General features: G+C 62.6%; 23 protein-coding genes. 14 read left to right on the forward strand and 9 right to left on the reverse strand.

The window, feature by feature from the left end; genetic code table 11:
* Positions 1-110: 110 nt before the first annotated feature.
* A complete protein-coding gene (locus JAB4_RS14300; protein ID WP_227742156.1) occupies positions 111-1214 on the reverse strand; it encodes a transposase in 1104 nt (367 codons plus the stop codon).
* 308 nt (positions 1215-1522) lie between these two features.
* Here JAB4_RS14300 and JAB4_RS14310 point away from each other — a divergent pair, with 308 nt between their 5' ends.
* The 4 genes from JAB4_RS14310 to JAB4_RS14325 all read left to right on the forward strand — a co-directional run bounded on the left by JAB4_RS14310 (position 1523) and on the right by JAB4_RS14325 (position 4374).
* Complete coding sequence (locus JAB4_RS14310) at positions 1523-1888, forward strand: hypothetical protein (protein ID WP_139143613.1); 366 nt, start codon at positions 1523-1525, stop codon at positions 1886-1888.
* A gap of 225 nt (positions 1889-2113) precedes the next feature.
* A complete protein-coding gene (locus JAB4_RS14315) occupies positions 2114-2887 on the forward strand; it encodes a hypothetical protein (protein ID WP_139142889.1) in 774 nt (257 codons plus the stop codon).
* Positions 2888-3063: 176 nt separating this feature from the next.
* Positions 3064-3459, forward strand: coding sequence for a hypothetical protein (locus JAB4_RS14320; RefSeq protein WP_139143614.1), 396 nt, complete (start codon positions 3064-3066; stop codon positions 3457-3459).
* Between the two features lie 381 nt (positions 3460-3840).
* Positions 3841-4374, forward strand: a complete 534-nt coding sequence (locus JAB4_RS14325; RefSeq protein WP_071650208.1) for an aspartyl/asparaginyl beta-hydroxylase domain-containing protein — start codon at positions 3841-3843, stop codon at positions 4372-4374.
* Between the two features lie 150 nt (positions 4375-4524).
* On the opposite strand, the gene JAB4_RS14330 is transcribed toward JAB4_RS14325, so the two are convergent.
* Positions 4525-5058, reverse strand: coding sequence for an ankyrin repeat domain-containing protein (locus JAB4_RS14330; protein WP_070221501.1), 534 nt, complete (start codon positions 5056-5058; stop codon positions 4525-4527).
* A gap of 39 nt (positions 5059-5097) precedes the next feature.
* A complete protein-coding gene (locus JAB4_RS14335; protein ID WP_070221500.1) occupies positions 5098-6297 on the reverse strand; it encodes a YbfB/YjiJ family MFS transporter in 1200 nt (399 codons plus the stop codon).
* Positions 6298-6604: 307 nt separating this feature from the next.
* On the opposite strand from JAB4_RS14335, the gene JAB4_RS14340 reads away from it, so the two are divergent.
* The 5 genes from JAB4_RS14340 (at position 6605) to JAB4_RS14360 (ending at position 10535) form a co-directional block, all read left to right on the forward strand.
* Positions 6605-7279: a CsgG/HfaB family protein gene (locus tag JAB4_RS14340; protein ID WP_070221499.1), complete on the forward strand. Its 675-nt coding sequence runs from the start codon at positions 6605-6607 to the stop codon at positions 7277-7279.
* A 17-nt stretch (positions 7280-7296) separates the two neighbouring features.
* Positions 7297-7656, forward strand: coding sequence for a DUF4810 domain-containing protein (locus JAB4_RS14345; RefSeq protein WP_205602385.1), 360 nt, complete (start codon positions 7297-7299; stop codon positions 7654-7656).
* 47 nt (positions 7657-7703) lie between these two features.
* Positions 7704-8315 (forward strand): DUF799 domain-containing protein, encoded by a 612-nt coding sequence (locus JAB4_RS14350; protein ID WP_227742175.1) that lies wholly within the window; start codon positions 7704-7706, stop codon positions 8313-8315.
* Between the two features lie 250 nt (positions 8316-8565).
* The gene (locus tag JAB4_RS14355; protein WP_070221497.1) at positions 8566-9231 is read left to right on the forward strand and encodes a response regulator transcription factor; all 666 of its coding nucleotides are present in this window, start codon (positions 8566-8568) and stop codon (positions 9229-9231) included.
* A complete protein-coding gene (locus JAB4_RS14360) occupies positions 9225-10535 on the forward strand; it encodes an ATP-binding protein (protein ID WP_070221496.1) in 1311 nt (436 codons plus the stop codon). Before JAB4_RS14355 ends, JAB4_RS14360 begins: the two co-directional genes overlap by 7 nt.
* A gap of 56 nt (positions 10536-10591) precedes the next feature.
* Here the strand turns inward: JAB4_RS14360 and JAB4_RS14365 are convergent, their stop codons facing one another.
* A complete protein-coding gene (locus tag JAB4_RS14365) occupies positions 10592-11230 on the reverse strand; it encodes an NAD(P)H-dependent oxidoreductase (protein WP_070221495.1) in 639 nt (212 codons plus the stop codon).
* Between the two features lie 108 nt (positions 11231-11338).
* Positions 11339-12337 carry an aldo/keto reductase gene (locus JAB4_RS14370; RefSeq protein WP_070221494.1) on the reverse strand — a complete coding sequence of 333 codons (999 nt, stop codon included), beginning with the start codon at positions 12335-12337 and terminating at the stop codon, positions 11339-11341.
* Positions 12338-12452: 115 nt separating this feature from the next.
* On the opposite strand from JAB4_RS14370, the gene JAB4_RS14375 reads away from it, so the two are divergent.
* On the forward strand, positions 12453-13343 hold the full coding sequence (locus JAB4_RS14375; protein WP_070221493.1) for a LysR family transcriptional regulator: 891 nt from the start codon (positions 12453-12455) through the stop codon (positions 13341-13343).
* Here the strand turns inward: JAB4_RS14375 and JAB4_RS14380 are convergent.
* Together JAB4_RS14380 and JAB4_RS14385 are read right to left on the reverse strand one after the other, a co-directional pair.
* Positions 13340-14422 (reverse strand): ATP-binding protein, encoded by a 1083-nt coding sequence (locus JAB4_RS14380; RefSeq protein WP_070221492.1) that lies wholly within the window; start codon positions 14420-14422, stop codon positions 13340-13342. The genes JAB4_RS14375 and JAB4_RS14380 overlap by 4 nt on opposite strands.
* Positions 14422-15171 (reverse strand): response regulator, encoded by a 750-nt coding sequence (locus JAB4_RS14385; RefSeq protein WP_070221491.1) that lies wholly within the window; start codon positions 15169-15171, stop codon positions 14422-14424. Before JAB4_RS14385 ends, JAB4_RS14380 begins: the two co-directional genes overlap by 1 nt.
* Positions 15172-15304: 133 nt before the next feature.
* Here JAB4_RS14385 and JAB4_RS14390 point away from each other — a divergent pair, with 133 nt between their 5' ends.
* The 3 genes from JAB4_RS14390 to JAB4_RS14400 are packed head-to-tail and all read left to right on the forward strand — an operon-like array spanning position 15305 to position 21015.
* The gene (locus JAB4_RS14390; RefSeq protein ID WP_070221490.1) at positions 15305-16462 is read left to right on the forward strand and encodes an efflux RND transporter periplasmic adaptor subunit; all 1158 of its coding nucleotides are present in this window, start codon (positions 15305-15307) and stop codon (positions 16460-16462) included.
* Positions 16463-16495: 33 nt separating this feature from the next.
* Positions 16496-19642 (forward strand): efflux RND transporter permease subunit, encoded by a 3147-nt coding sequence (locus tag JAB4_RS14395; RefSeq protein WP_070221489.1) that lies wholly within the window; start codon positions 16496-16498, stop codon positions 19640-19642.
* Complete coding sequence (locus JAB4_RS14400) at positions 19642-21015, forward strand: efflux transporter outer membrane subunit (RefSeq protein WP_070221488.1); 1374 nt, start codon at positions 19642-19644, stop codon at positions 21013-21015. The genes JAB4_RS14395 and JAB4_RS14400 overlap by 1 nt, the downstream gene beginning before the upstream one ends.
* An 8-nt stretch (positions 21016-21023) precedes the next feature.
* On the opposite strand, the gene JAB4_RS14405 is transcribed toward JAB4_RS14400, so the two are convergent.
* Positions 21024-21710 (reverse strand): hypothetical protein, encoded by a 687-nt coding sequence (locus JAB4_RS14405; protein WP_070221487.1) that lies wholly within the window; start codon positions 21708-21710, stop codon positions 21024-21026.
* A 4-nt stretch (positions 21711-21714) separates the two neighbouring features.
* The gene (locus tag JAB4_RS14410) at positions 21715-22896 is read right to left on the reverse strand and encodes an MFS transporter (RefSeq protein ID WP_070300389.1); all 1182 of its coding nucleotides are present in this window, start codon (positions 22894-22896) and stop codon (positions 21715-21717) included.
* Positions 22897-23032: 136 nt separating this feature from the next.
* Here JAB4_RS14410 and JAB4_RS14415 point away from each other — a divergent pair, with 136 nt between their 5' ends.
* Positions 23033-23791, forward strand: coding sequence for an IclR family transcriptional regulator (locus JAB4_RS14415; protein ID WP_070224315.1), 759 nt, complete (start codon positions 23033-23035; stop codon positions 23789-23791).
* The last annotated feature ends 90 nt before the right edge of the window (positions 23792-23881 follow it).

The following is a 23881-nucleotide window of genomic DNA, read 5'->3' on the forward strand; positions in this document are numbered from 1 at the left end:
TTGACGCCATGGTGCGGTGTATTTTGTTCAGTGGCACCTTGTGTGCCGCCGTGTCCGCAGGTCCGCAGGTCCGCAGGTCCCGGGGTCAGGTCCGCCATTTGTACACGATCTCAGCTTTGGCCGTCTCTTTTTTTGGCAAGTTGCGCTTTATTAAATGCCGATACGGCTCGACTGACTGTCTTGCTCGAGACGTGAAAAGCGGCGGCGATATGGGACATGGTAAAAGCGGTAGACAGATACGCGCGTGCCATTGCCTCGTCTCTGTCGCTATAGCGGGCCTGATATTGCGCGAGTGACAGTGTGACTGCGCGGCGTTGCTGCCTTGGCGCATCTTTGAATGCATTGGACCGCTGCGATTTCTGATGTGCCGAAACAAAGGCGTCATCGCCCAGTAGCATCTGGTGGCAAGTGTGGGCGAGCGGACTAGTTTCACCCATACCGGCCGCGACAAACCGAGAATAGTTGGCGGCCGCCTCGTCGCGCGTGGCGCCAAACTGGCTCAAGAGCCAGTCACGCGACAACCAGCATGGAGACGCTGCTTCGTCCAAAACGTAGTGATGGCTGCTCCAGTACCAGTCGCCGGGTGATGCCACCATGTGCGCCCGGACTGGATTCAAGACGATGTAGCGGGCCAATTCCAACAGATAATTTTCCTGCTGTACCAAGATGGCTTTGTAGCGGCCTTGCAATACGTGCCCGACAAGCTTGTGGCGCCGATTGAAATGCTGGGTATAAACGCCATTCAGTTGGCGCATGCCCTGCGACAGATTCGCTTCCACCGTTTCAACGAGCAGATGATAATGATTGCTCATCTGGCAGAAACTGTGCACGACAAAATGGTACCGCTCGCAGACTAGGGCTAGTACCTCTTGCCAGGCAAGGCGATCGGTATCGTCCCGGTAAATGGTGCCACGCCGGTCGCCGCGCGAAGTAACGTGGTAGAGGGTGCCGGGAAATTCAAGGCGTAGGGGGCGGGTCATGCGGTAGACGTTATCTGATCCGTACGCATTGGCACCGAGATTGCGCAAAGGTTTGGACAATGGCATGGCTGAGGCCGTGTCTGAATACCGGACCTGACCCCGTCCTCCCCGGTCGCCGCGCGAAGTAACGTGGTAGAGGGCGCCGGGAAATTCAAGGCGTAGTGGTCGCGTCATGCGGTAGACGTTATCTGATTCGTACGCATTGACACTGAGATCGCGCAGAGGTTTGGACATTGGCATGGCTGAGGCTGTGTCTGAATACCGGACCTGACCCCGTGACCCCGTCCCCCATGATGTTTATGTAATTCGGGATGCAAAATCGGGAGAGTTACTTCACTTCGGGAAAACAGGTCGTGACTACCTTACACGGTTTACAGAGCATCAGCGTGTTTTCGCGAAAAAAGATATAGCACTAGATGTCGATTTATTGCGTACGGTAGAGGGGAAGAAAAATGCAAAGGAGCTTGAGTTAAAATATATACAAACCTATACTAAAACTTTCGGAAAACGCCCTCCGTATAACCCAGTAAACCATTAGTGATATGAAAATTTCTCTCAGTTTTGCAGAAAAAAACCCTCAATTTTTAAAAAAAATACGCCGAATTAGATCGGACTTTGAAGGTTTTTTTGATGATTTCTCATTGGTGGATTTAATCAATCCAATTCATGAGGCAATATTAATTGGTGTGACTGATTCAAGAGGGGATGATTTTTTTGAAATAATTAAAAATAGAGATGGATACTTTCAAACTCTTGCAGGTTTGGGCGGCTTTAATGGTGATGAGGTATTGAGGAGGAAATTATTCCTCATAGTGTCTAGATCAATATCGGCGTGCCCATTTTCAAATCCTGACAGGGAAAAATTTTCTACTCTTTTGAAAAAATGGGAGGGTGAAATAATGAAATAATGAAAAATTGAGTTTCTCCGATGATCTAAGTATTTAGATTTGTGTGATTATGGCCCCATCCGTAGCTGGCCCCCTCTTCAAGGCTCGGCATGTTTTGAGTACACTCTTTCCTTCCGCCTAATACGGGAATCGACCGAGTCGCAGGCCGAGCTGGTGCGTCGTTACAATGTTACGCGGCAAACCGTCGGTCCTACACGCACACCAAAACCATGATAAGAGAATTCGATGACTGAGAAAGCATTTGCAATAGGACTTTATAGTTACACGACTCCAGCTCCAGGTGCTGATGGCTTGAAGGCATTCCATGATTTAGTTACGTCAATTTTCCATCGTATCGGGATTGCACCAACATATTTTGCGGCCGAAGGTTTAGGTTATAAAGGCGAGTTAACAAAAATTGGTGGAAGAGTATACACAAAGGCGCTGAAATCTGGCTTTTCTGATATTCATGTTATGTCATTGGTTGCAAATCCAGAAGGCAGCGCAGAGCCTGGTTATGATAGTTTTGCTTCGGCCTCTTTAAGTTATGTTGAAGAGATTGATGAGACGTTGTTTTGTTTGGCAATTGAAGAGCGCTTCTTGGAGTTTGGCGGCGATATTTTTGAAAGAATTTTAATGTCGTGTATTGGTCTGAGGCACTGGGATTTTGGGTATGCTCTTTCTGAATTTATTGAAAAGAAACCCGAATTCCATGTCCTGGGTCTGGACGTTGGAAAGCTGACGGCTGAGGATCGAAAGCGTTTAAATAAATGGTATGCGTCACTACCTGAAGTACGCTTCCAAAAAATTCGAGATGTGTATCCAGTAAACGTCCTAAATGATACACAATTAAATGCACAGGTTTCAGCTTCTCAGACCTTGGAAGATATTATTCGTGCAGATTCATTCTCTTCTTTGCGGCGTGTTGGCGATCGTCAGCTTTGGTTGTGGGAAGTCCAGCTAGGTGGTTTAGATGATCTTCGAAATATGCTTGCAACCGGCAGCGTATTGATCACCTAAGTAAGTGCTGATCAATTCGCTTTCGTAGCGAGTTTTGGCGCGCCAAATGGTCGACTGGCGCGTCGCTCGAGCCCGCACGGCCGGTGTCACGCACGGACTAGCTCAACCTAACCCCATCCCCCTGGATATGATGACGTCATTAAAAACAACTAAGCGATAATAAAGTGAGGAAGATTATGATTGAAATATTGCATCCAATGGAATTTGAATTGCCTTGTCCGCTACCCATTGAAATGTCCATAATATTAAATTCTGTTATAGAAAAGTATTTTGTTCATGATATAACTGCTGGTGATTATGTTAGAGCTGCTGAAGGTTTTTTCCGTTCTGTGAAAAGACGAAAAAATAATAATTATGTTGAGTATGTATTGGGGAAAACGCAGGAAATTTATGATGTGCTAATAAAAATCCAAGATTATATTAAAATTTCCAGGATTGACTATTTGCTAAAATCTGGGTTGATGATTGGTGTGTATGTTATGAAAGATAAGGGGGAAGTGGTCGGTTGCATAAAGGGATACCGTGCGGATAAAATGAATGAGGAGGAATTTATTAATTCGAATTATGAGTAGTTAAGAAAAACTAATATTTTCTTTGGTTTGGCGGTTTGGTTGGCGTGTTAATAATTAATGAAATTTGTTTTTAAAAAATTAATTGATGCATGGAGAGCTGGCAGGAGCGGGGGCGGTGTTAGGTCCACCATTCGTACACGATCTCAGCCTTGCTTATGTCTATCTGTGACAAGTTGCGCTTATTAAATACCGATACGGCTCGATTACTGTCCTGCTTAAAATGGCAGAATAGCCACTGTCTATCCACCTCTCTATATGCTTCTCTCGTTCTGGTGTTGCTGGTAGCTCATTGCATGACTATACTTCAGGGGATATTTTTCACGTTTGGAAATAAAGAGCGATAGTGCATGATTTTTTCAAAACTTACAGGGTAGGCGAATTATGTTTATAGAAGCCATTGAATTCCCTTTTCTTGCTCGTTTACAAAATGAATGGTTGGTGATCAGGGATGAGCTTGTTGCGTTAAGGGCGGCTTGTTGGACGGAGTGGCCGGAGAGGGATATTTATGACGGCGACTGGAAAGTATTTGGCCTGTATGTTTTTGGTGAGAAGAATCTCGAATTTTGTAACCTGTGTCCGCGTACAACCGAAATTATCGAGGGAATTCCTGGCATGGTGACTGCGGGTTTTTCATCAATGGCTGCTAATACTCATATAACGCCACATCGTGGCTATACGAACGATGTATTGCGCTGCCACTTGGGGTTGGTTACTCCCGAAAATTGTGCTTTGCGCGTTTCGAACCAGATACGCACATGGACGCCTGGTTCCTGTTTTGTCTTTGATGACACTCAGGAACATGAGGCATGGAATCGGAGCAATGCTACGCGCATTGTGCTTTTGCTTGATTTTAAACGTGATGAAGGCATTGATATTATTTTCCCAGAGGAAGTGTTCGCATATGGCCTGAATTAATCAGCCAGAATGGCAAGTAGCCGCGACCGTTTCAACAAGCCGGAACGCCAGGGGCGAGTCGGCCAGTTGTGCACGATCTTAGCCTTGAGGCGTGTGGTATAGCTTGTAGCTTGAGGCCAGTCGCAAAACTGTTGGCGAGATTTGCATCGGCTAAGCCGTCTGTCCCAAGCCGACCAGCCGGCCCAGCGTCTCCTGCGCATTCATGCTCTTGGCCAGCTTGACGGCAGTCATGCCGCGGCTGTCCACGGCATCGATGCGGGCGCCGTGTTGCAGCAGCAGGTCGAGGATGGCGAGGCGGTTGAACATGGCGGCCATCATCAACGGTGTCTTGCCGTCCGGGCTGGCGCCTTCCACATGCGCGCCATGCTGGAGCAGCAGTTCGGCGATCTCCAGATAGCCCTTGTAGGCCACGCCGGCCAGCGGCGTCTGGCCCTGGTCGTTGGGGACGTTGGCGTCGGCGCCAGCTGCCAGCAGCAGGCGCGACGTTTCCAGGTGGCCATGGTAGCTGGCCAGCATGATCAGGCTGTCGCCTTTTTCGTTGCGGAAGTTGACCGGCACGCCTTGGGCAAGCATGGGGCCCAGTTGCTGCGTATCGCCTTCGCGCACGAGGGCGAACAGGCTCTGGATGAATGCCAGGGTTTCGGCATCCATCGCTGCCGGGAGTTTTCGTGCATCGGCGGTCATCGTGTGCTTTCTGTGAGGTTGGGCCAGGCTTGCAGTCTACTATGCGCCCGCCGCCAGCGCTTTTTGCCGCGATGCCAATGCCGCGCCGATGAACAGGGCGATGGCCGAGGCGATCAAGCCCTGCTCCAGTCCCGCCGGGCCGTCGGCGATCCAGCCGACCACGACGGGGCCGACGATCTGGCCCAGCGCGAACACGGTCGTGTAGGCGCTGATGCCGGCCGTCCACGATTGCTGCGGCAGGTTATGCCGCACCAGCGCCGTGGTCGACGCCACCACCGACAGGAACACGGCGCCGAAGACCAGGCCGGAGAGGAAGACGACGGGCACAAAGCTCGTCAGCGCGGGCAGGATGGTGGCCACGCCCAGCACGCCATTTAATATCGCCAGCGATTCGCCGCCCCTGTAGCGGTCGAGCATGCGCGCCCAGATGCGCGACGAGGCCACCACCGCCAGGCCCAATACCGTATAGAACACGGTGATCAAGTTGGCACGCATGCCTTGCTGCTTGAGCAGGGCGATGACGAAAGTCATGTAGCCGATGTAGCCGACGCCAAACATGAAATAGCCAGCCAGGCTGGGAGAAAAGTCGCGCCAGGCGAAACGCCGCGGTGTGTCGACGGCGCGCGGCGTTTCGCCGATCGTTTTGGCCGGCAGGGCCATGAGGGCGGTGGCGGCCAGGCAGGCGAGTCCCAGGGCCAGCCACGGCCATTGCCAGGCATGCGCGGCGCCGTGGTCTTGCGCGGCGGCCAATGCCGCCGGCACCAGCAGGGCCGACAGCGCGATGCCGAAGCCCGTGCCGCCGTAGTACAAACCGATGTAGAAGCCGGCGCGCTGGCTGTGCATGGAACCGAGCCGCGCCGCCAGCACGCCGCCGGCGATGAAAATGAAGGCGCTGGCCACGCCCGCACACACGCGCTGCAGGAACAGGGCGGCCGTATCGCTGACCAGGCCCGACATCAGCATGAAGACGCTGGCCAGCACGGAACCGGCGATCAGCAGGCGCCACACGCCCAGGCGGCGCATCAGGGCCGGCGTGGCCAGCGCGCCGAGAAAATAGCCGAGCGCATTGAAGGTGTTCATGGCCCCGGCCAGCAGGTAGGACCAGCCCAGATCGTCACGCATGGGCGGCAGCAGCAAGCCATAGGAAAAGCGCGACAGGCCCAGGGCGACGGCGGCGCCCAGCGACAGCGCCAGCGCCGTGGCCAGCGGATGGGACGGGGAAGGATCGTGTGTTGGCATGGCCTCAATACCCGTTTATGTGAGAGCGTGGAGTGGGCGCCGGGCGGGGGCAATCGGCGGGCAAGGTCTGTGCGGGACAGCGGCTGTGGCGCTGACGACACGCTTTTTTACTGCCAAGTTAATGAACAGGAGCCTGGAAGTCAAGCAGGGCCGCGCCTGTCATGGCAGTCAACAATGCAAATTCTGTCATCGTTACTTTTGGAGAGAATTGTGAGACATGCAATCTCATATAATTGCAATTAGGAAATTAACTTGCCAAAATTCAATTTTGCGGGTTGCTCCTGATCCTCCATATCTTAAGGGCACTATGAACAAGAATAAACCTGGCGCGTTGTTGATGGCAGCGCTGATTGGTGCGGCGTTGGCTGGCTGCGCTTCCGAATCGTCGCAAGCCCTGGCTGTTCCCACAGTCGCCAGCGCGGCCCGACCTTACGTCGGTCCACGCACGCTGATCGCTGTCGGCAAGTTCGACAACCGCTCCAACTTCATGCGCGGCATCTTTTCCGATGGTGTCGATCGTCTGGGCAGCCAGTCGAAGACAATTCTGATTTCACACCTGCAAACATCCAACCGCTTCAATGTCCTCGACCGCGACAACATGGCCGAGCTCAAGCAGGAAGCTGACTTCAAGAAGCAGGGCCAGAACATCAAGGGCGCGGACTTTGTCGTCACGGGCGACGTGACCGAATTCGGCCGCAAGGAAGTGGGCGACAAGCAATTGTTCGGCATCATGGGCCGCGGCAAGACACAAGTGGCATATGCCAAGGTCACCTTGAACGTCGTCAATATCGCCACCTCGGAAGTCGTGTACTCGGCCGGCGGCGCCGGCGAATACAGCCTGTCGAACCGCGAAGTGCTGGGTTTTGGCGGCACCGCCAGCTATGACGCCACCCTCAACGGCAAAGTCCTGGATCTGGCCATGCGCGAAGCGGTCGAGCGCCTGGTGGCTGGCGTCGAAGCGGGCGCATTGCGCAAACAATAAGGTATTCCATGAAAACAATGATGAACAAGGGCGCAGCCCTGCTGGCCATGCTCGCCTGTGCCGCCCTGACCGGTTGCGCCACGCAATCGAAGACCCTGTACCAATGGGAAGGCTACCAGCCGCAAGTGTACGAATACCTGAAGGGCGAAAGCCCGGAGCAGCAGATGGCCGCCATGGAAAAAGACCTGCAAGTGATCGCTGCCAAGGGCAATCATGCGCCGCCGGGCTTCCATGCCCACCTGGGCATGCTGTACTCGATCGCCGGCAAGCCGGAGCAGGTCGCCGCGCAGTTCGAAGACGAGAAAAAACTGTTCCCGGAATCGACGCCGTACATGGACTTCCTGTTGGGTAAATTGAAAAAAGGCGAGAAATTATGATGTCGCGCATGTTGAAAATGGCCCTGTGCCTGGGTCCCGCCATCTTCATGGTCGGTTGCGCCACCAAGCAGGCGGCATACGATTACACCGCCTTCAAGGCGGCCAAGCCCCGCTCGATCGTGGTCTTGCCGCCGTTGAACAACTCGCCGGAAGTCAATGCCGGCAACAGCGTCTACGCGCAAGTGACCTATCCGCTGGCCGAAGCGGGCTACTACGTGCTGCCGGTGGCCGTGGTCGGTGAAACCTTCAAGCAGAACGGCTTGACGAACGCGGCCGATATCCACGGCGTCGATGCCAAGAAGCTCAACGAGATCTTTGGCGCCGATGCGGGCCTGTACGTGACGATTTCCAAATACGGCACGACGTACGCCGTGATCGACAGCGTGACGGTGGTGGCGGTCGATGCCAAGCTGGTCGACCTGAAGACGGGCGCCTTGTTGTGGCAGGGCGCCGCCAGCGCATCGAGCAATGAAGGCAACAACAGCGGTGGCGGCGGCCTGATCGGCGCCCTGGTGACGGCGGCGGTCAAGCAGATCATCAACACCAGCACCGATGCCAGCCATCCTATCGCCGGCACGGCGAATGCGCGCCTGCTGTCGGCCGGCGTGCCGAACGGCTTGCTGTACGGCCCGCGTTCGGAACGCTACCTGGCGCAGTAAGCGTCCTGCCGCACCCGCACGGGGCCTGCATCCGCCAGGGCCTGTCGCAGGCCTGCCAGGCCCGTGTCGAAAGGCATGCCTGGCAGCGCCGAACCGTTCGTCCACGATCATCACATCCCGGCCTGCGCGATGCGCACCCGGACATGACGCAGCCCGCAGTCCGCGGAGCCTGTGAGACTTCGACTGGCGCAAGCCCACTTTCCCCAGCCACGTTAAGATAGCGGTATTTTCAAGACTGCGAGGGGACCAGGTGCGCGTGTTGCTGGTGGAAGACGATCCGATGATCGGGGAAAGCCTGGTCGAGGGCTTGCGCGGCGAGTGCTATGCCGTGGACTGGGTGCGCGACGGCCACGATGCGGAGCTGGCGCTGGCCGGCTTCGCCTACGATTTGATGCTGCTGGACCTGGGCTTGCCCGGCAAGCAGGGCATGGACGTGCTGCGCGCCATGCGCGCGCGGGGCGCCGAGTTGCCCGTGCTGATCATCACGGCGCGCGACGGCACGCCGGCCCGCGTGGAAGGACTCGACAGCGGCGCCGACGATTACCTGGTCAAACCATTCGACCTCGACGAGCTGCTGGCGCGCATCCGCGCATTGCTGCGGCGCCGGGTCAGCCGTTCGCGCTCCGTCATCGAGCATGGCGCGCTGATCCTGGACCTGGCCAGCCACGACGTCACGTTCGAGGGCGAGCAGATCAAGCTGCCGCCGCGCGAGTTTTCCGTGCTGCGCGCCTTGCTCGACCATCCGGGCAAGGTGGTGTCGAAGCGCCAGCTGAGCGAAAAGCTGTACGGCTGGGATTGCGAAGTGGAAAGCAATACCGTCGACGTGTACGTGTACCAGCTGCGCAAGAAGCTGGGCGCGGATGCCATCCAGACCGTGCGCGGCGTGGGCTACAAGATGCGGGTGGCATCTTGCTGACCATCCGCCGCCAATTACTGCTCGGCTTGCTGGCCGCCACCTTGCTGTGCGTGCTCGGTGCCGGCATTTCGCTGTTCCGCTCGCTGCTGGAAGAAACCAATGAACTGGCCGACTTGCAGCTGCGCCAGCTGGCCGTGGCCTTGCCCGACGAGTTCGAGCCGCAGGCGGGCCTGGCCGCCGCGCAGGAGCCGGAAGAGGCGTTCGTGCTGCAGGCGTGGGACGAGGAGGGCCAGCCATTGCCCGTCCTGCAGGGCCAGCCGGCATTGCCGCGCTATGCGCTGGCCGGCTTTGCCGATGTCACATTGCACGGCGAGGACTGGCGCCTGTACGGCGAGACGCGGCGCGGCCGCTACGTGCAGGTGGCGCAGGCGCAGGCCGTGCGCGACCAGCTGGCCTGGCAGATGACCATGCGCGCCGGCGCGCCCCTGCTGGTGTTCGCCCTGATCCTGGCGCTGCTGATCGTCGCCGTGGTGGGGCGCGCGCTGGCGCCGCTGCACCGGCTGGCCGAATCCGTGGCCGGCCGTTCGCCGGAAGCGCTCACGCCGCTGGCGGCCGACGACATGCCGCCCGAACTGCGGCCCGTGGCGCTGGCGCTGAACAGCTTGATGGGCCAGTTCGAGGCGGCGCTGACGGCGCAGCGCACCTTTGTTGCCGATGCCGCGCATGAATTGCGTTCGCCGCTGACGGCGCTGAAACTGCAGCTGCAGGTGGCCGAGCGGGCCGGCAGCGAGGAAGAACGCCGCGTGGCGCTGGCGCGGCTGCATGAAAGGCTGGACCGCAGCACGCACCTGGTGCGCCAGCTATTGAGCCTGGCGCGCCATGAAACGGCGCTCACGGCCAGTCAGCTGCACACGGTGGACCTGGGGCAGTTGCTGGAAGCGGCCGTGGCCGACCACAGCGCGCTGGCCGACAGCCGCGCGATCGACCTGGGCGTGGTGGAAACGCTGCCGGCCCCGGTGCTGGTACAGGCCGATCCCGACGGCTTGCAGGTCTTGCTGAATAACCTGATCGACAACGCCTTGCGCTACACGCAGCAGGGCGGCCGGGTCGATCTGCAGGCGGCGCTGGAAGAGGGCAGGCCCCTGCTGCGCGTCTCCGACAACGGCCCCGGCGTGCCGCGCCAGCACCATGCACGGCTGTTCGACCGCTTCTTCCGCCCCGACGGCAACGACGCCTGGGGCTGCGGCCTGGGCCTGTCCATCGTGCGCCACATCGCCGAGCACCACCAGGCGGACATTGCGCTGGCCGACGGCGAGGCGGGGCGGGGCTTGCAGGTGACGGTGCGCTTTCCGCAAGCGGCCTGAACGAAAAAAAGCGGATGCCGGCGAGGGCATCCGCTTTTCAGTCACGCGCGAGGCGCTTAGGCCAGCTCGGTGATGAATTGCTCGCGCGCGGGGCGCACTTTTTTCAGGTCCACCAGCCAGTCGCCCTCGTCGGCGCGGTAGCCCAGCGGCAGCATGACGACGGAGCGCAAGCCTTTTTCACGCAGCTTCAGGATCTCGTCGACCTTGGCCGGATCAAAACCTTCCATCGGCGTCGAATCGACTTTTTCCTGCGCCGCGGCGATCAGGGCCGTGCCCACGCCGATATACGCCTGGCGCGCCGCGTGCTGGTAGTTGGTCTCGGCATCGCGCTGCGGATACGTGGCCAGGATCTGCTGGCGGTACGCTTCCCAGCCTTCATTCTTGAAGCCGCGCACGGTGTTGACCAGGTCAAAGCGGGCGTTGATGCGTTCGACAGTGTAATTGTCCCAGGCGGCAAACACCAGCAGGTGCGAGGCGTCCGTCACTTGCGACTGGTTCCACGCGTGCGGCTTGATCTGCTCGCGCAGGGCCGGATTCGTCACGACGAACACTTCGTAAGGATGCAGTCCGCTGGAGCTGGCCGTCAGGCGCACGGCTTCCAGGATGCGCTCGACCTTGTCTTGCGGCACCGTTTTCGTCGGGTCCATTTTCTTGGTGGCGTAACGCCATTGCAGTGTTTCGAGCAAATCGGACATGTGAATCCCTTTCAGAGTGAATAGTTCAGATTGGAAATGATAGCGGATTCAGCCATTTCAAGTGCGGCCCCTCAAAGAGAGTTGTATAGATGAGCTGTCTCTTGCCCTTTACAACCCCACCATGGCCAGCTCCACTGCCGGGTAGCGCGCGCCTTGCACGCTGGCGGGCGCGATGGCGGCGCCGATGGCGGCCAGCTCGGCGCCGCTCAGGGTGAGTTGCGCTGCGGCCACGTTCTCTTCCAGGTGGGCCAGGCTGCGGGCGCCGGGAATCGGCACGATGTCGTCGCCTTGCGCCAGCAGCCAGGCCAGGGCCAGCTGGGCCGCCGTGGCGCCGCGCGCCGCCGCCAGGCGCTGCAGCTCGGCAACCATGTGCGCGTTGGCCGCCATCGCCGGCGGCTGGAAGCGGGGCAGGCTGTGGCGGTAATCGTCTGGCGCCAGCGCGGCGCTGGATGCGAGCCGTCCCGTCAGGAAACCCCGGCCCAGCGGGCTGTAGGGCACGAAGCCGATGCCGAGCGCGCGGCAGGCGGGCAGCACGTCCGCTTCCACGTCGCGGCTCCACAGCGAGTATTCGGACTGCACGGCCGCAATCGGATGCACGGCGTGGGCGCGGCGCAGGGTGGCGGCCGACACTTCCGACAGCCCCAGGTGGCGCACCTTGCCCGCCCGTACCAGTTCGGCCATGGCGCCGACCACGTCTTCGATGGGCACGGCCGGGTCCACGCGGTGCTGGTACAGCAGGTCGATGCACTCGATGCCGAGCCGGGACAGCGATCCTTCCACCGCCTGGCGAATATGTTCGGGGCGGCTGTCGACACCGGCCATGCGTTCGACGCCCTGGCCGTGCGGCAATATCTTGAAGCCGAACTTGGTAGCGATGCTGACTTTGCCGCGCAGCTGTTTCAGGGCGCGGCCTACCAAGTCCTCGTTGGCGTAGGGGCCGTAGACTTCCGCCGTATCGATCAGGGTCACGCCCAGCTCCACGGCCCGGTGCAGCACGCGCAGCGAGGCGGCCTCGTCGGCGCCGCCATAGGCAAAGCTCATGCCCATGCAGCCCAGGCCGATGGGGGCGACGCGCAAGCCGGAGTGGCCCAGTGTTCTTTGTTCCATTTTTCACTCCTCTTCAAAAAAAGATGCAAGGAGTATGGATGAAGCAACAGCATGCGATAAGATGGCTAATCCTGTATGCATTACTGAATTTTTCTCATGAATTTTTTCCTCGACAATGGCTGACCTCAACGAATTGACGGCCTTTGCCGCCGTCGCCCGCCTGCGCAGCTTCCGCAAGGCGGCATTGGAGCGGGGCGTGTCCGCCTCCGCCCTCAGCCACGCATTGCGCGCGCTGGAAGAGCGCCTGGGCGTGCGCCTGCTGAACCGCACCACGCGCAGCGTCACGCCGACGGAGGCGGGGCAGCAGCTGCTGGCGCGGCTGGCGCCGGCCATGCGCGAAATCGACGATGCCTTGCAAGACTTGAGCGCCCTGCAGGATGTGCCCGCAGGCACGCTGCGCCTGAACGTGCCCCGTCCCGCCGCCCGGCTGCTGCTCGCGCCCATGCTGGCCGGTTTTGTCGCGCGCTATCCGCGCGTGCAGGTCGAAGTGGTCACCGATGACGGCATGATCGATATCGTGCGCGACGGTTTTGACGCGGGCATCCGCTTCGGCGAACAGGTGGCGGCCGACATGATCGCCGTGCCCGTGGGCGCGCCGCAGCCGTTCGTGGTGGTGGCGTCGCCCGCCTACCTGGCGGCGCATGGCGCACCGGGCACGCCGCGCGACTTGCTGGCGCACGCCTGCATAGGCCGGCGTTTTCCCAGCGGGCGCCAGTATGCGTGGGAGTTCGGGCAGGATGGGGAAGCCGTCAGCATCGCCGTCGGCGGTCCGCTGGTGTTCGACGACGACGAGCTGATGCTGCGCGCGGCCCGCGATGGGGCGGGACTGGCCTATGTGTACGAAGCCGACGCGCGCGCCGATATCGCGGCGGGGCGCCTGGCGTGCGTGCTGGAAGACTGCCTGCCGCCGCCGTCCCGTTACTTCCTGTACTACCCGAGCCGGCGGCAGATGCCTGCCGTGCTGCGCGCCTTTGTCGACATGGTTCGCGCCGACGGTCTTGCTTAGGCGGCCGGCGGCGCGCCGTGCTCGACCGGCCACTTGACGGTAAACACGCTGCCGCCCGCCTTGCCGCGCGTGCAGGCCGCGCTGCCGCCGTGCGCGCGCGCGATGGCTTCGACCACGGCCAGGCCCAGGCCGCTGCCCGCGTTCAGGTCGCCGCCGTCGCTGTCGCCGCGGCGAAACGCTTCGAACACGTGCGGCGCCAGTTCCTTTGCAATGCCGGGGCCCGCATCCTCGACGCTCAGGTAGTACTGGCCGGCCTGCACGCGGGTGCGCACGCGCAGCAGGCCCGGATGCGCATAGCGGCGCGCGTTGTCGAGCAGGGCCAGCACGATTTGCCGGATGCGCGCCGCGTCGCAGCAGACGGGATGGTCGGACAGGTGCAGCTGCAGCGTAAAGCCGGCCGCCTCCATCTCCTGCGCCAGCAGGCGGCGCACTTCCTCGATTTCCAGGGTCAGGTCCGTCCACGCCATGCGCAGCTGCATGTGGCCGCTGTCGGCCAGGCTCAGGGTGCGCAAATCCTCGATCAGGCGGCCCAGATCCTCGACTTGCGCCAGCAGGCTGGAAAACGGCACTTCCTCGGGTTTGAAGACGCCATCGACGACGCCCTGCAAGGTGCCGCGCAGGATGGTCACGGGCGTGCGCAATTCGTGCGCGATGGCCGCATTCCACGTTTCGCTTTCCTTGGCGCCCCGCTGCAGGCGCTCGGCCATGCTGTTGAAGTCATCGACCAGCATGGCCGTCTCGCCCAGGCTGCGGTCGCCCGCGAAGGCGCGCGCGGACAGGTCGCCGTGGGCCACGCGGCGCACGCTGTCCATCACGGAATTGATCGGTTTTAAGATGCGCGCGGCCAGCTTGAAGGCGAAAAAGGCGGCCAGCCCCAGGCCGAAAATGGTGATGGCAAAGATCCACAGCCATTCGACGGTGCTGGGCGACCAGTCGTCGGGCTCGGACAGCATGCCGGGATCGATCTTGAAGGCGACGGCGAAGAAGATCCACGAGCCGATCCAGATGATCAGGATGCTGCACACCATCAGCACGGACATCGACAGCACGATCTGCCGGTTCAGGCCAGTGAAGCGCATCAGAGCTCGCTTTCCAGGCGGTAGCCCACGCCGCGCAGGCTGGCCGGCATGTTCATCACGCCCGCTTCCTCGAGCTTCTTGCGCAGCTTGCTGACGTGGCTGTCCACCGTGCGTTCCATCGAATTGCTTTCGGGCATGCACGACTCCAGCAATTCCAGGCGGCTGCAGACGCGGCGCGGCGTGCGCGCCAAGTGCGCCAGCAGGCGAAATTCCGTCAACGTCAGGCTCAAGGGCACGGGCGCGCCGTCGCGCAGCACGCTGGCCACGTACGTTTCCTGGTCGATCTCGATGGGGCCGCAGCGCAGGCGCTGGCCGCCGACCGGGTGGTGGCGCACGCGCGAACGGCGCAGCACGGCCGCCACGCGGGCCACCACTTCGGCCGGATTGAAGGGCTTGATGATGTAGTCGTCGGCGCCCACGCGCAGGGCGGCCAGCTTGTCGGCATCCTGGTCGCGGGCTGTGAGCATGATGACGGGCGTCTCGCCGCGCCGCCGCACTTCGGCCAGCACGGCCCAGCCGTCGACGCGGGGCATTTGCACGTCGAGCAGCAGCAGGTCCGGCGCCAGCGCCAGGTGCTGCTGCAGCGCTTCCTGGCCATCGAGGGCGAAGGCCGTGCGGTAGCCGTCGCGCTCCAGATAACCGGCGAGGATGCGGGCGATTTGCGGTTCATCTTCGGCGATCAGGATGAGGGCGGAAGGGGGCGTGGTGGCAAGAAAAGAGGGCTGGCTGGCGCTGTGATGATAGTTCATTGAAATAGTCTAGCATTCTTCTTTCTCTCCATCGAATCTCCACATTTCTTTGACGAAATATCCACCTTGGCCTTTTATGCTGCGCTTATCTGTCGACCGGACCGCCGGTTGGGATCTGCCATAGAGAAAGACCATGCATCCGAGCCACTTCACCAAGAAAAACATGTTGATCGCCGCGGCACTGCTCAGCCTTGCCGCCTGTTCCAAACCCGCGCCGGACGAGGCGGCCGCGCCGCCCGCCGCCGTCACCGTGCTCAAGCTGCAAGCGGCGCCCGTCGTCCTCAGCGACGAATTGCCGGGCCGGGTGGCCGCCTTCCGCACGGCCGATATCCGCCCGCAGGTGGGCGGCATCGTGCTGCGCCGCCAGTTCAAGCAGGGCGCCGACGTGACAGCGGGACAGAAGCTGTTCCAGCTGAACCCGGCGCCATTCCAGGCGGACGTCGATTCGGCCGCCGCCGCCCTGCAGCACGCGGTGGCCACGGCGAACCGCGCCAGCAGCCAGGCAGACAGGCTGAAACCGCTGGTGGAAGCGGACGCCATCAGCCGCCAGGCGTATGACGACGCCGTGGCCCAGCGCGAGCAAGCCGTGGCCACCGTGGCGCAGGCGCGCGCGACCCTGGCGCGCCGGCGCCTGGACCTGGCCTTTGCCAGCATCGAGGCGCCGATTGCCGGGCGCATCGGTTCCGAACTGGTGACCGAAGGCGCGCTCGTAGGCGTGGCCGATGCTGCGCCGATGGCGCGCATCCAGCAGATCGACAAGGTGTATGTCGACGTGCGCCAGCCGGCCGCCGCGCTGGCCGCGCTGCAAGCCTCGGGTACGGGCGGTGCCGACAAGCTGCCCGTGACCATTCTGGGCGCCGACGGCCAGCCGCATCCCGTCACGGGCCGCATCCTGTTCTCGGGCATCAGCGTCGATGCGGGCACGGGCGACGCCGTCATCCGCGTGCTGGTCGACAATCCGCAGCGCCAGCTCTTGCCCGGCATGTTCGTGCGCGCCCGCATCGCCCGCGCCGTGCAGGCCAACGGCGTGCTGCTGCCGCAGCAAGCCGTCTTGCGCAGCAGCGGCGGCCAGGCGCAGGCCTGGGTGCTGGACGGCACGAACAAAGCCAGCCTGAAACCGATCGCCGTGGGCGACGTGGTCGAGCACCAGTATGTAGTCAGCGGCGGCCTGAAGGCGGGCGACACCGTCGTCATCGAAGGCCAGGAACGGCTGCAGCCGGGCGCCACCGCCGCGCCGCAGCCATGGAAGCCGGCCGTCGTGGCAGCCGCAGCTGCCGCCAAAGCGCATTGATGCGCCATTTGAATCCAATGAAAGTCTAACGACATGCCTCAATTTTTCATCAACCGCCCCGTCTTTGCGTGGGTGGTGGCGGTCTTCATCGTCCTGTTCGGACTGATCGCCATACCGCAATTGCCGATTGCGCGTTTTCCTTCCGTGGCGCCGCCCAGCGTCAGCATCAGCGCCGTGTATCCGGGTGCCACGCCGCAAACCATGAACGATTCCGTGGTGGGCTTGATCGAACGCGAACTGTCGGGCGTCAAGCACCTGCTGTATTTCGAGTCGTCCACCGACACCTCGGGTTCGGCCTCGATCACCGTCACCTTCCAGCCGGGCACCGACCCGGAAATGGCGCAGGTGGACGTGCAAAACCGCCTGAAGGCCATCGAGCCGCGCCTGCCGCAAGCCGTGCGGCAGAACGGCTTGACGGTGGAATCGGCGTCGTCGGGCTTTTTGATGATCGTCAGCCTGATCTCCGAGAATGGCCAGCATGACGAAGTGGCGCTGGGCGACTACCTGGCGCGCAACGTGACGGAAGAACTGCGCCGCATTCCCGGCGTGGGCAAGGTGCAGCTGTTCGGCTCCGAGCGGGCCATGCGCATCTGGGTCGACCCGGCCAAGCTGGTGTCGTACAACATCGCCATGGGCGAGCTGACGGCCGCCATCGCGCAGCAAAATGCGCAGATCGCACCGGGCCGCCTCGGCGATTCGCCCGCCGTGCACGGCCAGCGCGTGACGATTCCGCTGACGGTGCAGGGCCAGCTGCAAACCCCGGCCGAATTTGCCGCCATCGTGCTGCGCGCGAATGCGGATGGCTCGAAAGTGACCATCGGCGACGTGGCGAAAGTGTCGCTGGGGGCGCAAAGCTTCAATTTCAGCATCCGCGAAAACGGCCAAGCCGCGTCGGGCGCCGCCATCATGCTGTCGCCCGGTGCCAACGCCGTGCAGACGGCGGCCGCCGTGCGTGCGCGCATGGCCGAACTGGCGCACACCATGCCGGCCGGGATCAAGTACTCGGTGCCGTTCGATACGGCGCCGTTCGTGAAGATATCGATCGAAAAGGTGATCGTCACCTTGCTGGAGGCGATGGTGCTGGTCTTCCTCGTCATGTATCTGTTCCTGCAAAAGATACGCTACACCCTGATTCCGGCCATCGTCGCGCCGATCGCCCTGATGGGCACTTTTACCGTGATGCTGATGGCCGGCTATTCCGTCAACGTGCTGACCATGTTCGGCATGGTGCTGGCCATCGGCATCATCGTCGATGACGCCATCGTCGTGGTGGAAGCGGTCGAGCGCCTGATGGCGACCGAGGGCCTGTCGCCGAAGGAAGCGACGTCGAAGGCGATGCGCGAAATCACGGGTGCCGTGGTCGGCATCACCCTGGTGCTGACGGCCGTGTTCATCCCGATGGCCCTGGCCAGCGGTTCCGTGGGCGCCATCTACCGCCAGTTCACCCTGGCCATGGCCGTGTCGATCCTGTTCTCGGCGTTTCTGGCCTTGACCCTGACGCCGGCCCTGTGCGCCACGATGTTGAAACCGATCGGACCGCATGACCATGATAAAAAAGGCTTTTTCCTGTGGTTCGACCGCCAGTTTGAGCGCATGACGGCGCGCTACGAAAAAGGCGTGGTGGCGATGCTGAAACGCGCCGGCCGCTCGATGGTGCTGTACGGCGCCATCGTCGCGGCGCTGGGCGTGGCCTTCATGCAGCTGCCGTCGGCCTTCCTGCCCGAGGAAGACCAGGGCTACTTCATCACCTCGATCCAGCTGCCGTCCGACGCCACCATGGAGCGCACGCTCGATGTCGTCAAGCTGTACGAGCAGCACGTGGCCACGCGTCCCGGCATCGAAGTGAACCAGTCGATCCTTGGCTTCAGCTTTTCCGGCGCGGGACCGAACGCGGGCCTGGCCTTCACCATGCTGAAAGACTGGAAACAGCGCAACGGCGCCACGGCGCAGGAAGAAGTGGCGCTGGCGCAGGCGGCCATGTCGCAGGCGAAGGAGGGCGTGATCATGAGCCTGATGCCGCCCGCCATCGATGAACTGGGCAACTCGTCCGGCTTTTCGATGCGCCTGCAAGACCGCGCCAGCCAGGGCATCGCGGCCCTGCAGGCGGCGCAGAATCAGCTGCTGGGCCTGGCCGCGCAAAGCAGCAAGGTGGCGGGCGTGTATCCGGACGGCTTGCCGCCCGGCGCCAGCGTGCGCCTCGATATCGACCGCACCAAGGCCGAAGCGCTGGGCGTATCGTTTACGGCGATTGCCGACATGCTGACGGCGGCCATGGGTTCGACCTATGTCAACGATTTTCCGAACGCGGGCCGCATGCAGCAGGTGATCATCCAGGCCGACGCGCCGTCGCGCATGCAGCTCAACGACGTGCTGGCCTTGCGCATCCGCAATAACGCGGGCGGCATGGTGGCCCTGGGCGAACTCGTGCGCCCCGTGTGGAGCGAGTCGCCGCTGCAGCTGGTGCGCTACCAGGGCTACCCATCGGCGCGCATTTCCGGCAGCGCGGCGCCCGGCGTGTCCAGCGGCGACGCCATGCTGGAAATGGAGCGGCTCGTGAAGCAGTTGCCGCCGGGCTTCGCGCTGGCGTGGACGGGCCAGTCGCTGCAAGAGAAGGAATCGGCGTCGCAGGCGCCCATGCTGATGGCGCTGTCGATGCTGGTGGTCTTCCTCGTGCTGGCGGCCCTGTATGAAAGCTGGTCGATTCCCGTCTCCGTGATGCTGGTGGTGCCGCTGGGTTTACTGGGCGCCGTGCTGGCCGTGATGTTGCGCGGCATGCCGAACGACGTGTTCTTCAAGGTGGGCATGATCACCATCATCGGCCTGTCGGCGAAGAATGCGATTCTGATCGTCGAGTATGCGCGCCAGTTGCAGGCGCAGGGCAAGGGGCTGGTCGAGGCGACGGTGGAAGCGGCGCGCCTGCGCCTGCGCCCGATTTTGATGACGTCATTGGCGTTCGCGCTGGGCGTGGTGCCGCTGATGCTGGCCACGGGCGCCAGCGCCGAGACGCAGCACGCGATCGGCACGGGCGTGTTCGGCGGCATGATCACCGCCACCGTGCTGGCCGTATTTTTCGTGCCCGTGTTCTTTGTCGTGGTGCTGGGCGCCGTCGACAAGATGGGCACGTACTTCAACAAACGCAGTGATCGCATCGCCGTCAAGGCGGTGGAAGGAGAGTTGTAATGCGTTTATTTTTTCTCACGCCCCTGGCCGCGCTGGCCTTGTCGGCGTGTTCCCTGACGCCGCCTCTGGTCAAGCCGGCGGCACCGATACCAGCCAGCTATGCAGAGATTGCCGCGCCAGCCGCGGCCGACACTGCGGCCGACCTGGGCTGGCGCCAGATGCTGCTCGATACGCGGCTGCAGCGCCTCGTCGATATCGCGCTGGAAAACAACCGCGACTTGCGCGTGGCTTCGCTCAACGTGGAAGCCGTGCGGGCGCAGTACCAGATCCAGGATGCGGGCCGCTATCCGGCCATCGGCGCGAATGCGGGCGGCGTGCGCCAGCGCGGCGCCGACGCTGTGACACAGAATCAGTTCACTGCTGGCATCGCCATGAGCGCGTTCGAGATCGACTTGTTCGGCCGTCTGCGCTCGCTGTCGGACGCCGCGTTTGCCCGCTATCTGGCCACGCAGCAGGGCCAGCGCGCCGCGCATATGGCCCTGATCGGCGCCGTGGCCGACGCCTACCTGGAGCAGCGCCTGGCCGAGGAACAGCTGGCGCTGGCCCGGCAAACCCTGCTTGACTGGCGCCAGGCGCTGCTCCTGACGCAGCGCCTGCACGGCGCGCAGCAGGGCAGCGGCCTGGACGTGGCGCAAGCCGAAGGGCAGGCGGCCACGGCGGAAGCGGACGTGCAGGCGCGCGAACGGGCCAGTCTACTTTCGCGCAATAACCTGGAATTGCTGCTCGGTGCGCCGCTGCCGACGGACTTGCCCGCAAGCCGGCCGCTCGATGGCCAGCCCGTGCTGACGCAGCTGCCGCCCGGCCTGCCGTCGGACTTGCTGGCGCGCCGTCCCGATATTTTGCAAGCCGAGTACGCGCTGGCGGCGGCGAATGCGGAAATCGGCGCCGCCCGCGCCGCCTTCTTCCCCCGCCTGTCGTTGACGGCGTCGCTGGGCTTTGCCAGCCCGGAACTGGGCGACCTGTTCCGCGGCAGCGCGCGCAGCTGGTCGTTCGCGCCGCAAGTGACGCAGCCGCTGTTCCAGGGCGGCCAGCTGCGCGCGGAACTGCAGCTGTCGCGGTTGCGCAAGGACGTGGCCGTGCTGCAGTACGAACAGGCGATCCAGGCGGCGTTCCGCGAGGTGCGCGACGGCCTGGCCGGCAGCGCCACGTTTGCGCAGCAGATCGCCGCGCAGGAGCGCGTGGTGGCGGCGGCGCGGCAGCGCCAGCGCCTGTCGCAGCTGCGCTACGACGCGGGCCAGGACAGCCGCCTGGAATTGCTCGACGCGCAGCGCCAGTCGTATGCGGCCCAGCAAGCCCTGCTCGACGCGCGGCGCGACCAGTTCAAGTCGGCCGTGGCGCTGTACAAGGCGCTGGGTGGCGGCCTCGAGGAGTAAACCTCCGTCTACCAGGGCAGCGCCACGGGCACGCTGTCGCGGTGCTTCGCCTGGTAGTGGGAACGCAGGAATTGCGCCAGGAAGGTGAATTCGTTGTAGCAATGCATGAGCAGGGCGCGGGCGAATGCATCGGGGAAGAGGGCGGCGATCTCTTGCGGGCTGTGGCCGGCGTCCGGCAAGTCCTGGCCCATGTAGAAATGGCTGCGCAAGGTCATGCCCCAGGCCGTGTCGCGGCCCATGTGCAGCAGGCGCCCGCCAAGGACGGCGCCGTCCGCGGTGCGGGGCGGCGCATAGCTCATGCCCACCCTGGCGCATACGGCGGCAGAAATGCGGCCCTCGGCCCGCGCCGCCTCGTATTGCCGTCCCTCGAAGAATTCACGGGGATCGCGGAACTGGATGGCCAGCTGTTCGGCCGGCATGCCGCTGAAAAATTCTTCCGCCAGATGGATGGAGCCGATGTGCGTCTCGGCGCTGCCTTCAGCCCAGCCGCTGGCCAGATGGTCGACCGGGTGCCACATCAGGTAGCGTTCCGTGTCGGGCCGCGAGCGGAACCACCATTCAAACATCTCGCCAGTGCAATTTGGCAAGTCGGTGCGGCACGCCACGTGCAGCACGCCGCTGGGCAGCCGTTCGAAGCCCGTTTCCACCGCCAGGGGAGCGGGGTGCAGCAGGGCGTGGACGTCGTTGAGATCCATGGTCTTACCTTTCAGTGTGGGTGGTGGAAACAGCGGTGGTGCCTGCCGGGCGGCGGCGCAGCAGCGGGGCGGCCGCCACGGCCGCGCCCAGCAGGGCCAGCGCGGCCGTGGCGGCAAACATCGTGGCGTGGCTGCCGGGCAGATACGTCATGAAGGAAGAGAGAAATTGCCCGCCGAAGATGGCCATCGACAGATAGGCGAGGTTGCGGTTGCGGCTGGGCAAGTGGCTGCGCTCGACCGTCATGTGCGTGCACAGGGGCACGGACAGGCCAAAGCCCATCCCCAGCGCCACGGCGCCGGCCAGCAGCATGGGCAGCGCGGCGGCGCCCGCAAACAGCAGGTGTGCCAGCGCATAACAGGCGAAGGCGGCGCCCAGGGTACTGTGTTCATGCAGGCGCCGGACCACCTTGGGCATCAGCCAGGCGGCCGCCACGGCCACCAGCGACACGAAGGACAGCAAATACCCGGCCCGGTCCTCGCTCCAGCCCAGCTGCTGCAGGCGCAGGGGCAGGATGATGATGGCGGCGAAAAATACCGTCATGGAGAGCGCCGCCAGCGCATGGACGAGGAGCAGGGCGCGCGACGGGCCGGGCGCTGGCGGCGCGCCATCCATGCCGGCATCCCCGGCAGGGGCAGGTGCCGGCACGCAGCGCCAGGCGCATGCCAGCAGCACCCACGAAGCCAGATACAGCAGGAAGGGATAGCGCCAGCCCGCCGTGGCCAGCAGACCGCCCAGGGCGAGGAACAGCACGCCGCCCAGTTCGATCGTCATGCCTTGCCTGGCGATCATGCGCAGCCTTGCCTGGCCGCTGAACAAGGCCGAGATCAGCCCCGTGCCCGATGCCATCACCAGCGCCGTCGGCGCGCCCAGCAGGAAACGGTTGGCGAACACGGCAACGTGCCCATGCAGGAACATGCCCGACGCCCCCAGCAAACCGTACAGGAACAGCCCCGCCAGCAGGCTGCGGTGCAGTCCCAGGCGCTGCATGAGCATGGCGGCGAAAGGACCGGCCAGCACCACGCCCAGCGAGGGCAGCGTGACGAGCCAGCTGGCGGCGTCGGCCACGCCGAGGCGCGCGGCGATGGACGGCAATCCCGGGACCAGCACGCATCCCACCATGATGGTCAGGCTGGCAACGGAAAGGAGCGTGCACGTTGCTGTCTTCGATATACTGCGGCTGGACATGCGCCTCCCCCGGTGCTTGCGTTAAAAAAACCGTTAATCGGAACACTGTTCCGAATGATGGAACAATTATAGGGCCATGTACAATGCCGGTCAATGCCGTCACGGCAGCTATCGTCATGCACAATTGGGTAAAGAAATGAGTGAAGAAAACGAAGGCAATAGCGGCAAGCAAGTCATTGCGCGCGCGGCGGCGGTGCTGCGCGCGCTGGAAAACCAGACGGGCGGCCTGAGCCTGGCGCAGATCGCCAAGGGCGCGGACTTGCCGCGCACCACGGTGCACCGCATCGTCGCCGCGCTGGAAGCCCAGCAACTGGTCAGTTCCGGCGCCGGCGGGGTGAAGCTGGGGCCGGCCATCGCGCGTCTGGCGGCGTCGGCGCATACGGACGTGGTGGCGGTCCTGCGGCCGTATGCGGAAGCGTTGGGCCGGCGCACGCGCGAAACGGTGGACGTGTGCGTGTACCGCGGCCTGCATGCGGTGTCGGTGGACCAGTACTGTTCCGACCATGAACTGCGCGTCGTGTCGGCCGTGGGAACGGCCTACCCGATCCACTGCACCGCGCATGGCAAGGCCTTGCTGGCGCAGATGCCGGAAGACGCGCTGGCCCGGCTGTTCGGCGAACGCCTGGAAGCGCGCACGGACCAGACCATCACGGCGCTTGCGCAACTGCTGCCGCACCTGGAACAGGTACGCGCGCAGGGCTACGCCGTCGATATGGAAGAGCACGCGCCGGGCGTGTGCGGCATCGGCGTGGCCCTGAACACGGGGACGAGCGAGCGCTACGCGCTGTCGCTGGGCGTGCCGGCCCTGCGTTTCCACGCCCAGCGGGAACAGCTGCTGTCGGCGCTATTGCAGTGCAAGGCGGAAGTTGAAGCCGTGCTCGGCGTCAAGCCGTAAAAGCGCCGATCGGGCGCTTGCGCGCCAGGCTCAGCCCGCTTGCTGCACGTGGTCGCTCCAGAGGATTTCCCTAAAGTTCAGCTTGAACTG

The sequence above is a fragment of the Janthinobacterium sp. HH102 genome, assembly GCF_001758625.2.
Taxonomy (GTDB): Bacteria; Pseudomonadota; Gammaproteobacteria; order Burkholderiales; family Burkholderiaceae_D; genus Janthinobacterium.

Coding starts and splice junctions, on each gene's coding strand:
- JAB4_RS14300 (WP_227742156.1), bottom strand. CDS start 1,214: ATGTCCAAACCTCTGCGCGATCTCAGTGTCAATGCGTACGAATCAGAT.
- JAB4_RS14310 (WP_139143613.1), top strand. CDS start 1,523: ATGAAAATTTCTCTCAGTTTTGCAGAAAAAAACCCTCAATTTTTAAAA.
- JAB4_RS14315 (WP_139142889.1), top strand. CDS start 2,114: ATGACTGAGAAAGCATTTGCAATAGGACTTTATAGTTACACGACTCCA.
- JAB4_RS14320 (WP_139143614.1), top strand. CDS start 3,064: ATGATTGAAATATTGCATCCAATGGAATTTGAATTGCCTTGTCCGCTA.
- JAB4_RS14325 (WP_071650208.1), top strand. CDS start 3,841: ATGTTTATAGAAGCCATTGAATTCCCTTTTCTTGCTCGTTTACAAAAT.
- JAB4_RS14330 (WP_070221501.1), bottom strand. CDS start 5,058: ATGACCGCCGATGCACGAAAACTCCCGGCAGCGATGGATGCCGAAACC.
- JAB4_RS14335 (WP_070221500.1), bottom strand. CDS start 6,297: ATGCCAACACACGATCCTTCCCCGTCCCATCCGCTGGCCACGGCGCTG.
- JAB4_RS14340 (WP_070221499.1), top strand. CDS start 6,605: ATGAACAAGAATAAACCTGGCGCGTTGTTGATGGCAGCGCTGATTGGT.
- JAB4_RS14345 (WP_205602385.1), top strand. CDS start 7,297: ATGATGAACAAGGGCGCAGCCCTGCTGGCCATGCTCGCCTGTGCCGCC.
- JAB4_RS14350 (WP_227742175.1), top strand. CDS start 7,704: ATGGTCGGTTGCGCCACCAAGCAGGCGGCATACGATTACACCGCCTTC.
- JAB4_RS14365 (WP_070221495.1), bottom strand. CDS start 11,230: ATGTCCGATTTGCTCGAAACACTGCAATGGCGTTACGCCACCAAGAAA.
- JAB4_RS14370 (WP_070221494.1), bottom strand. CDS start 12,337: ATGGAACAAAGAACACTGGGCCACTCCGGCTTGCGCGTCGCCCCCATC.
- JAB4_RS14375 (WP_070221493.1), top strand. CDS start 12,453: ATGGCTGACCTCAACGAATTGACGGCCTTTGCCGCCGTCGCCCGCCTG.
- JAB4_RS14380 (WP_070221492.1), bottom strand. CDS start 14,422: ATGCGCTTCACTGGCCTGAACCGGCAGATCGTGCTGTCGATGTCCGTG.
- JAB4_RS14385 (WP_070221491.1), bottom strand. CDS start 15,171: ATGAACTATCATCACAGCGCCAGCCAGCCCTCTTTTCTTGCCACCACG.
- JAB4_RS14390 (WP_070221490.1), top strand. CDS start 15,305: ATGCATCCGAGCCACTTCACCAAGAAAAACATGTTGATCGCCGCGGCA.
- JAB4_RS14395 (WP_070221489.1), top strand. CDS start 16,496: ATGCCTCAATTTTTCATCAACCGCCCCGTCTTTGCGTGGGTGGTGGCG.
- JAB4_RS14400 (WP_070221488.1), top strand. CDS start 19,642: ATGCGTTTATTTTTTCTCACGCCCCTGGCCGCGCTGGCCTTGTCGGCG.
- JAB4_RS14405 (WP_070221487.1), bottom strand. CDS start 21,710: ATGGATCTCAACGACGTCCACGCCCTGCTGCACCCCGCTCCCCTGGCG.
- JAB4_RS14410 (WP_070300389.1), bottom strand. CDS start 22,896: ATGTCCAGCCGCAGTATATCGAAGACAGCAACGTGCACGCTCCTTTCC.
- JAB4_RS14415 (WP_070224315.1), top strand. CDS start 23,033: ATGAGTGAAGAAAACGAAGGCAATAGCGGCAAGCAAGTCATTGCGCGC.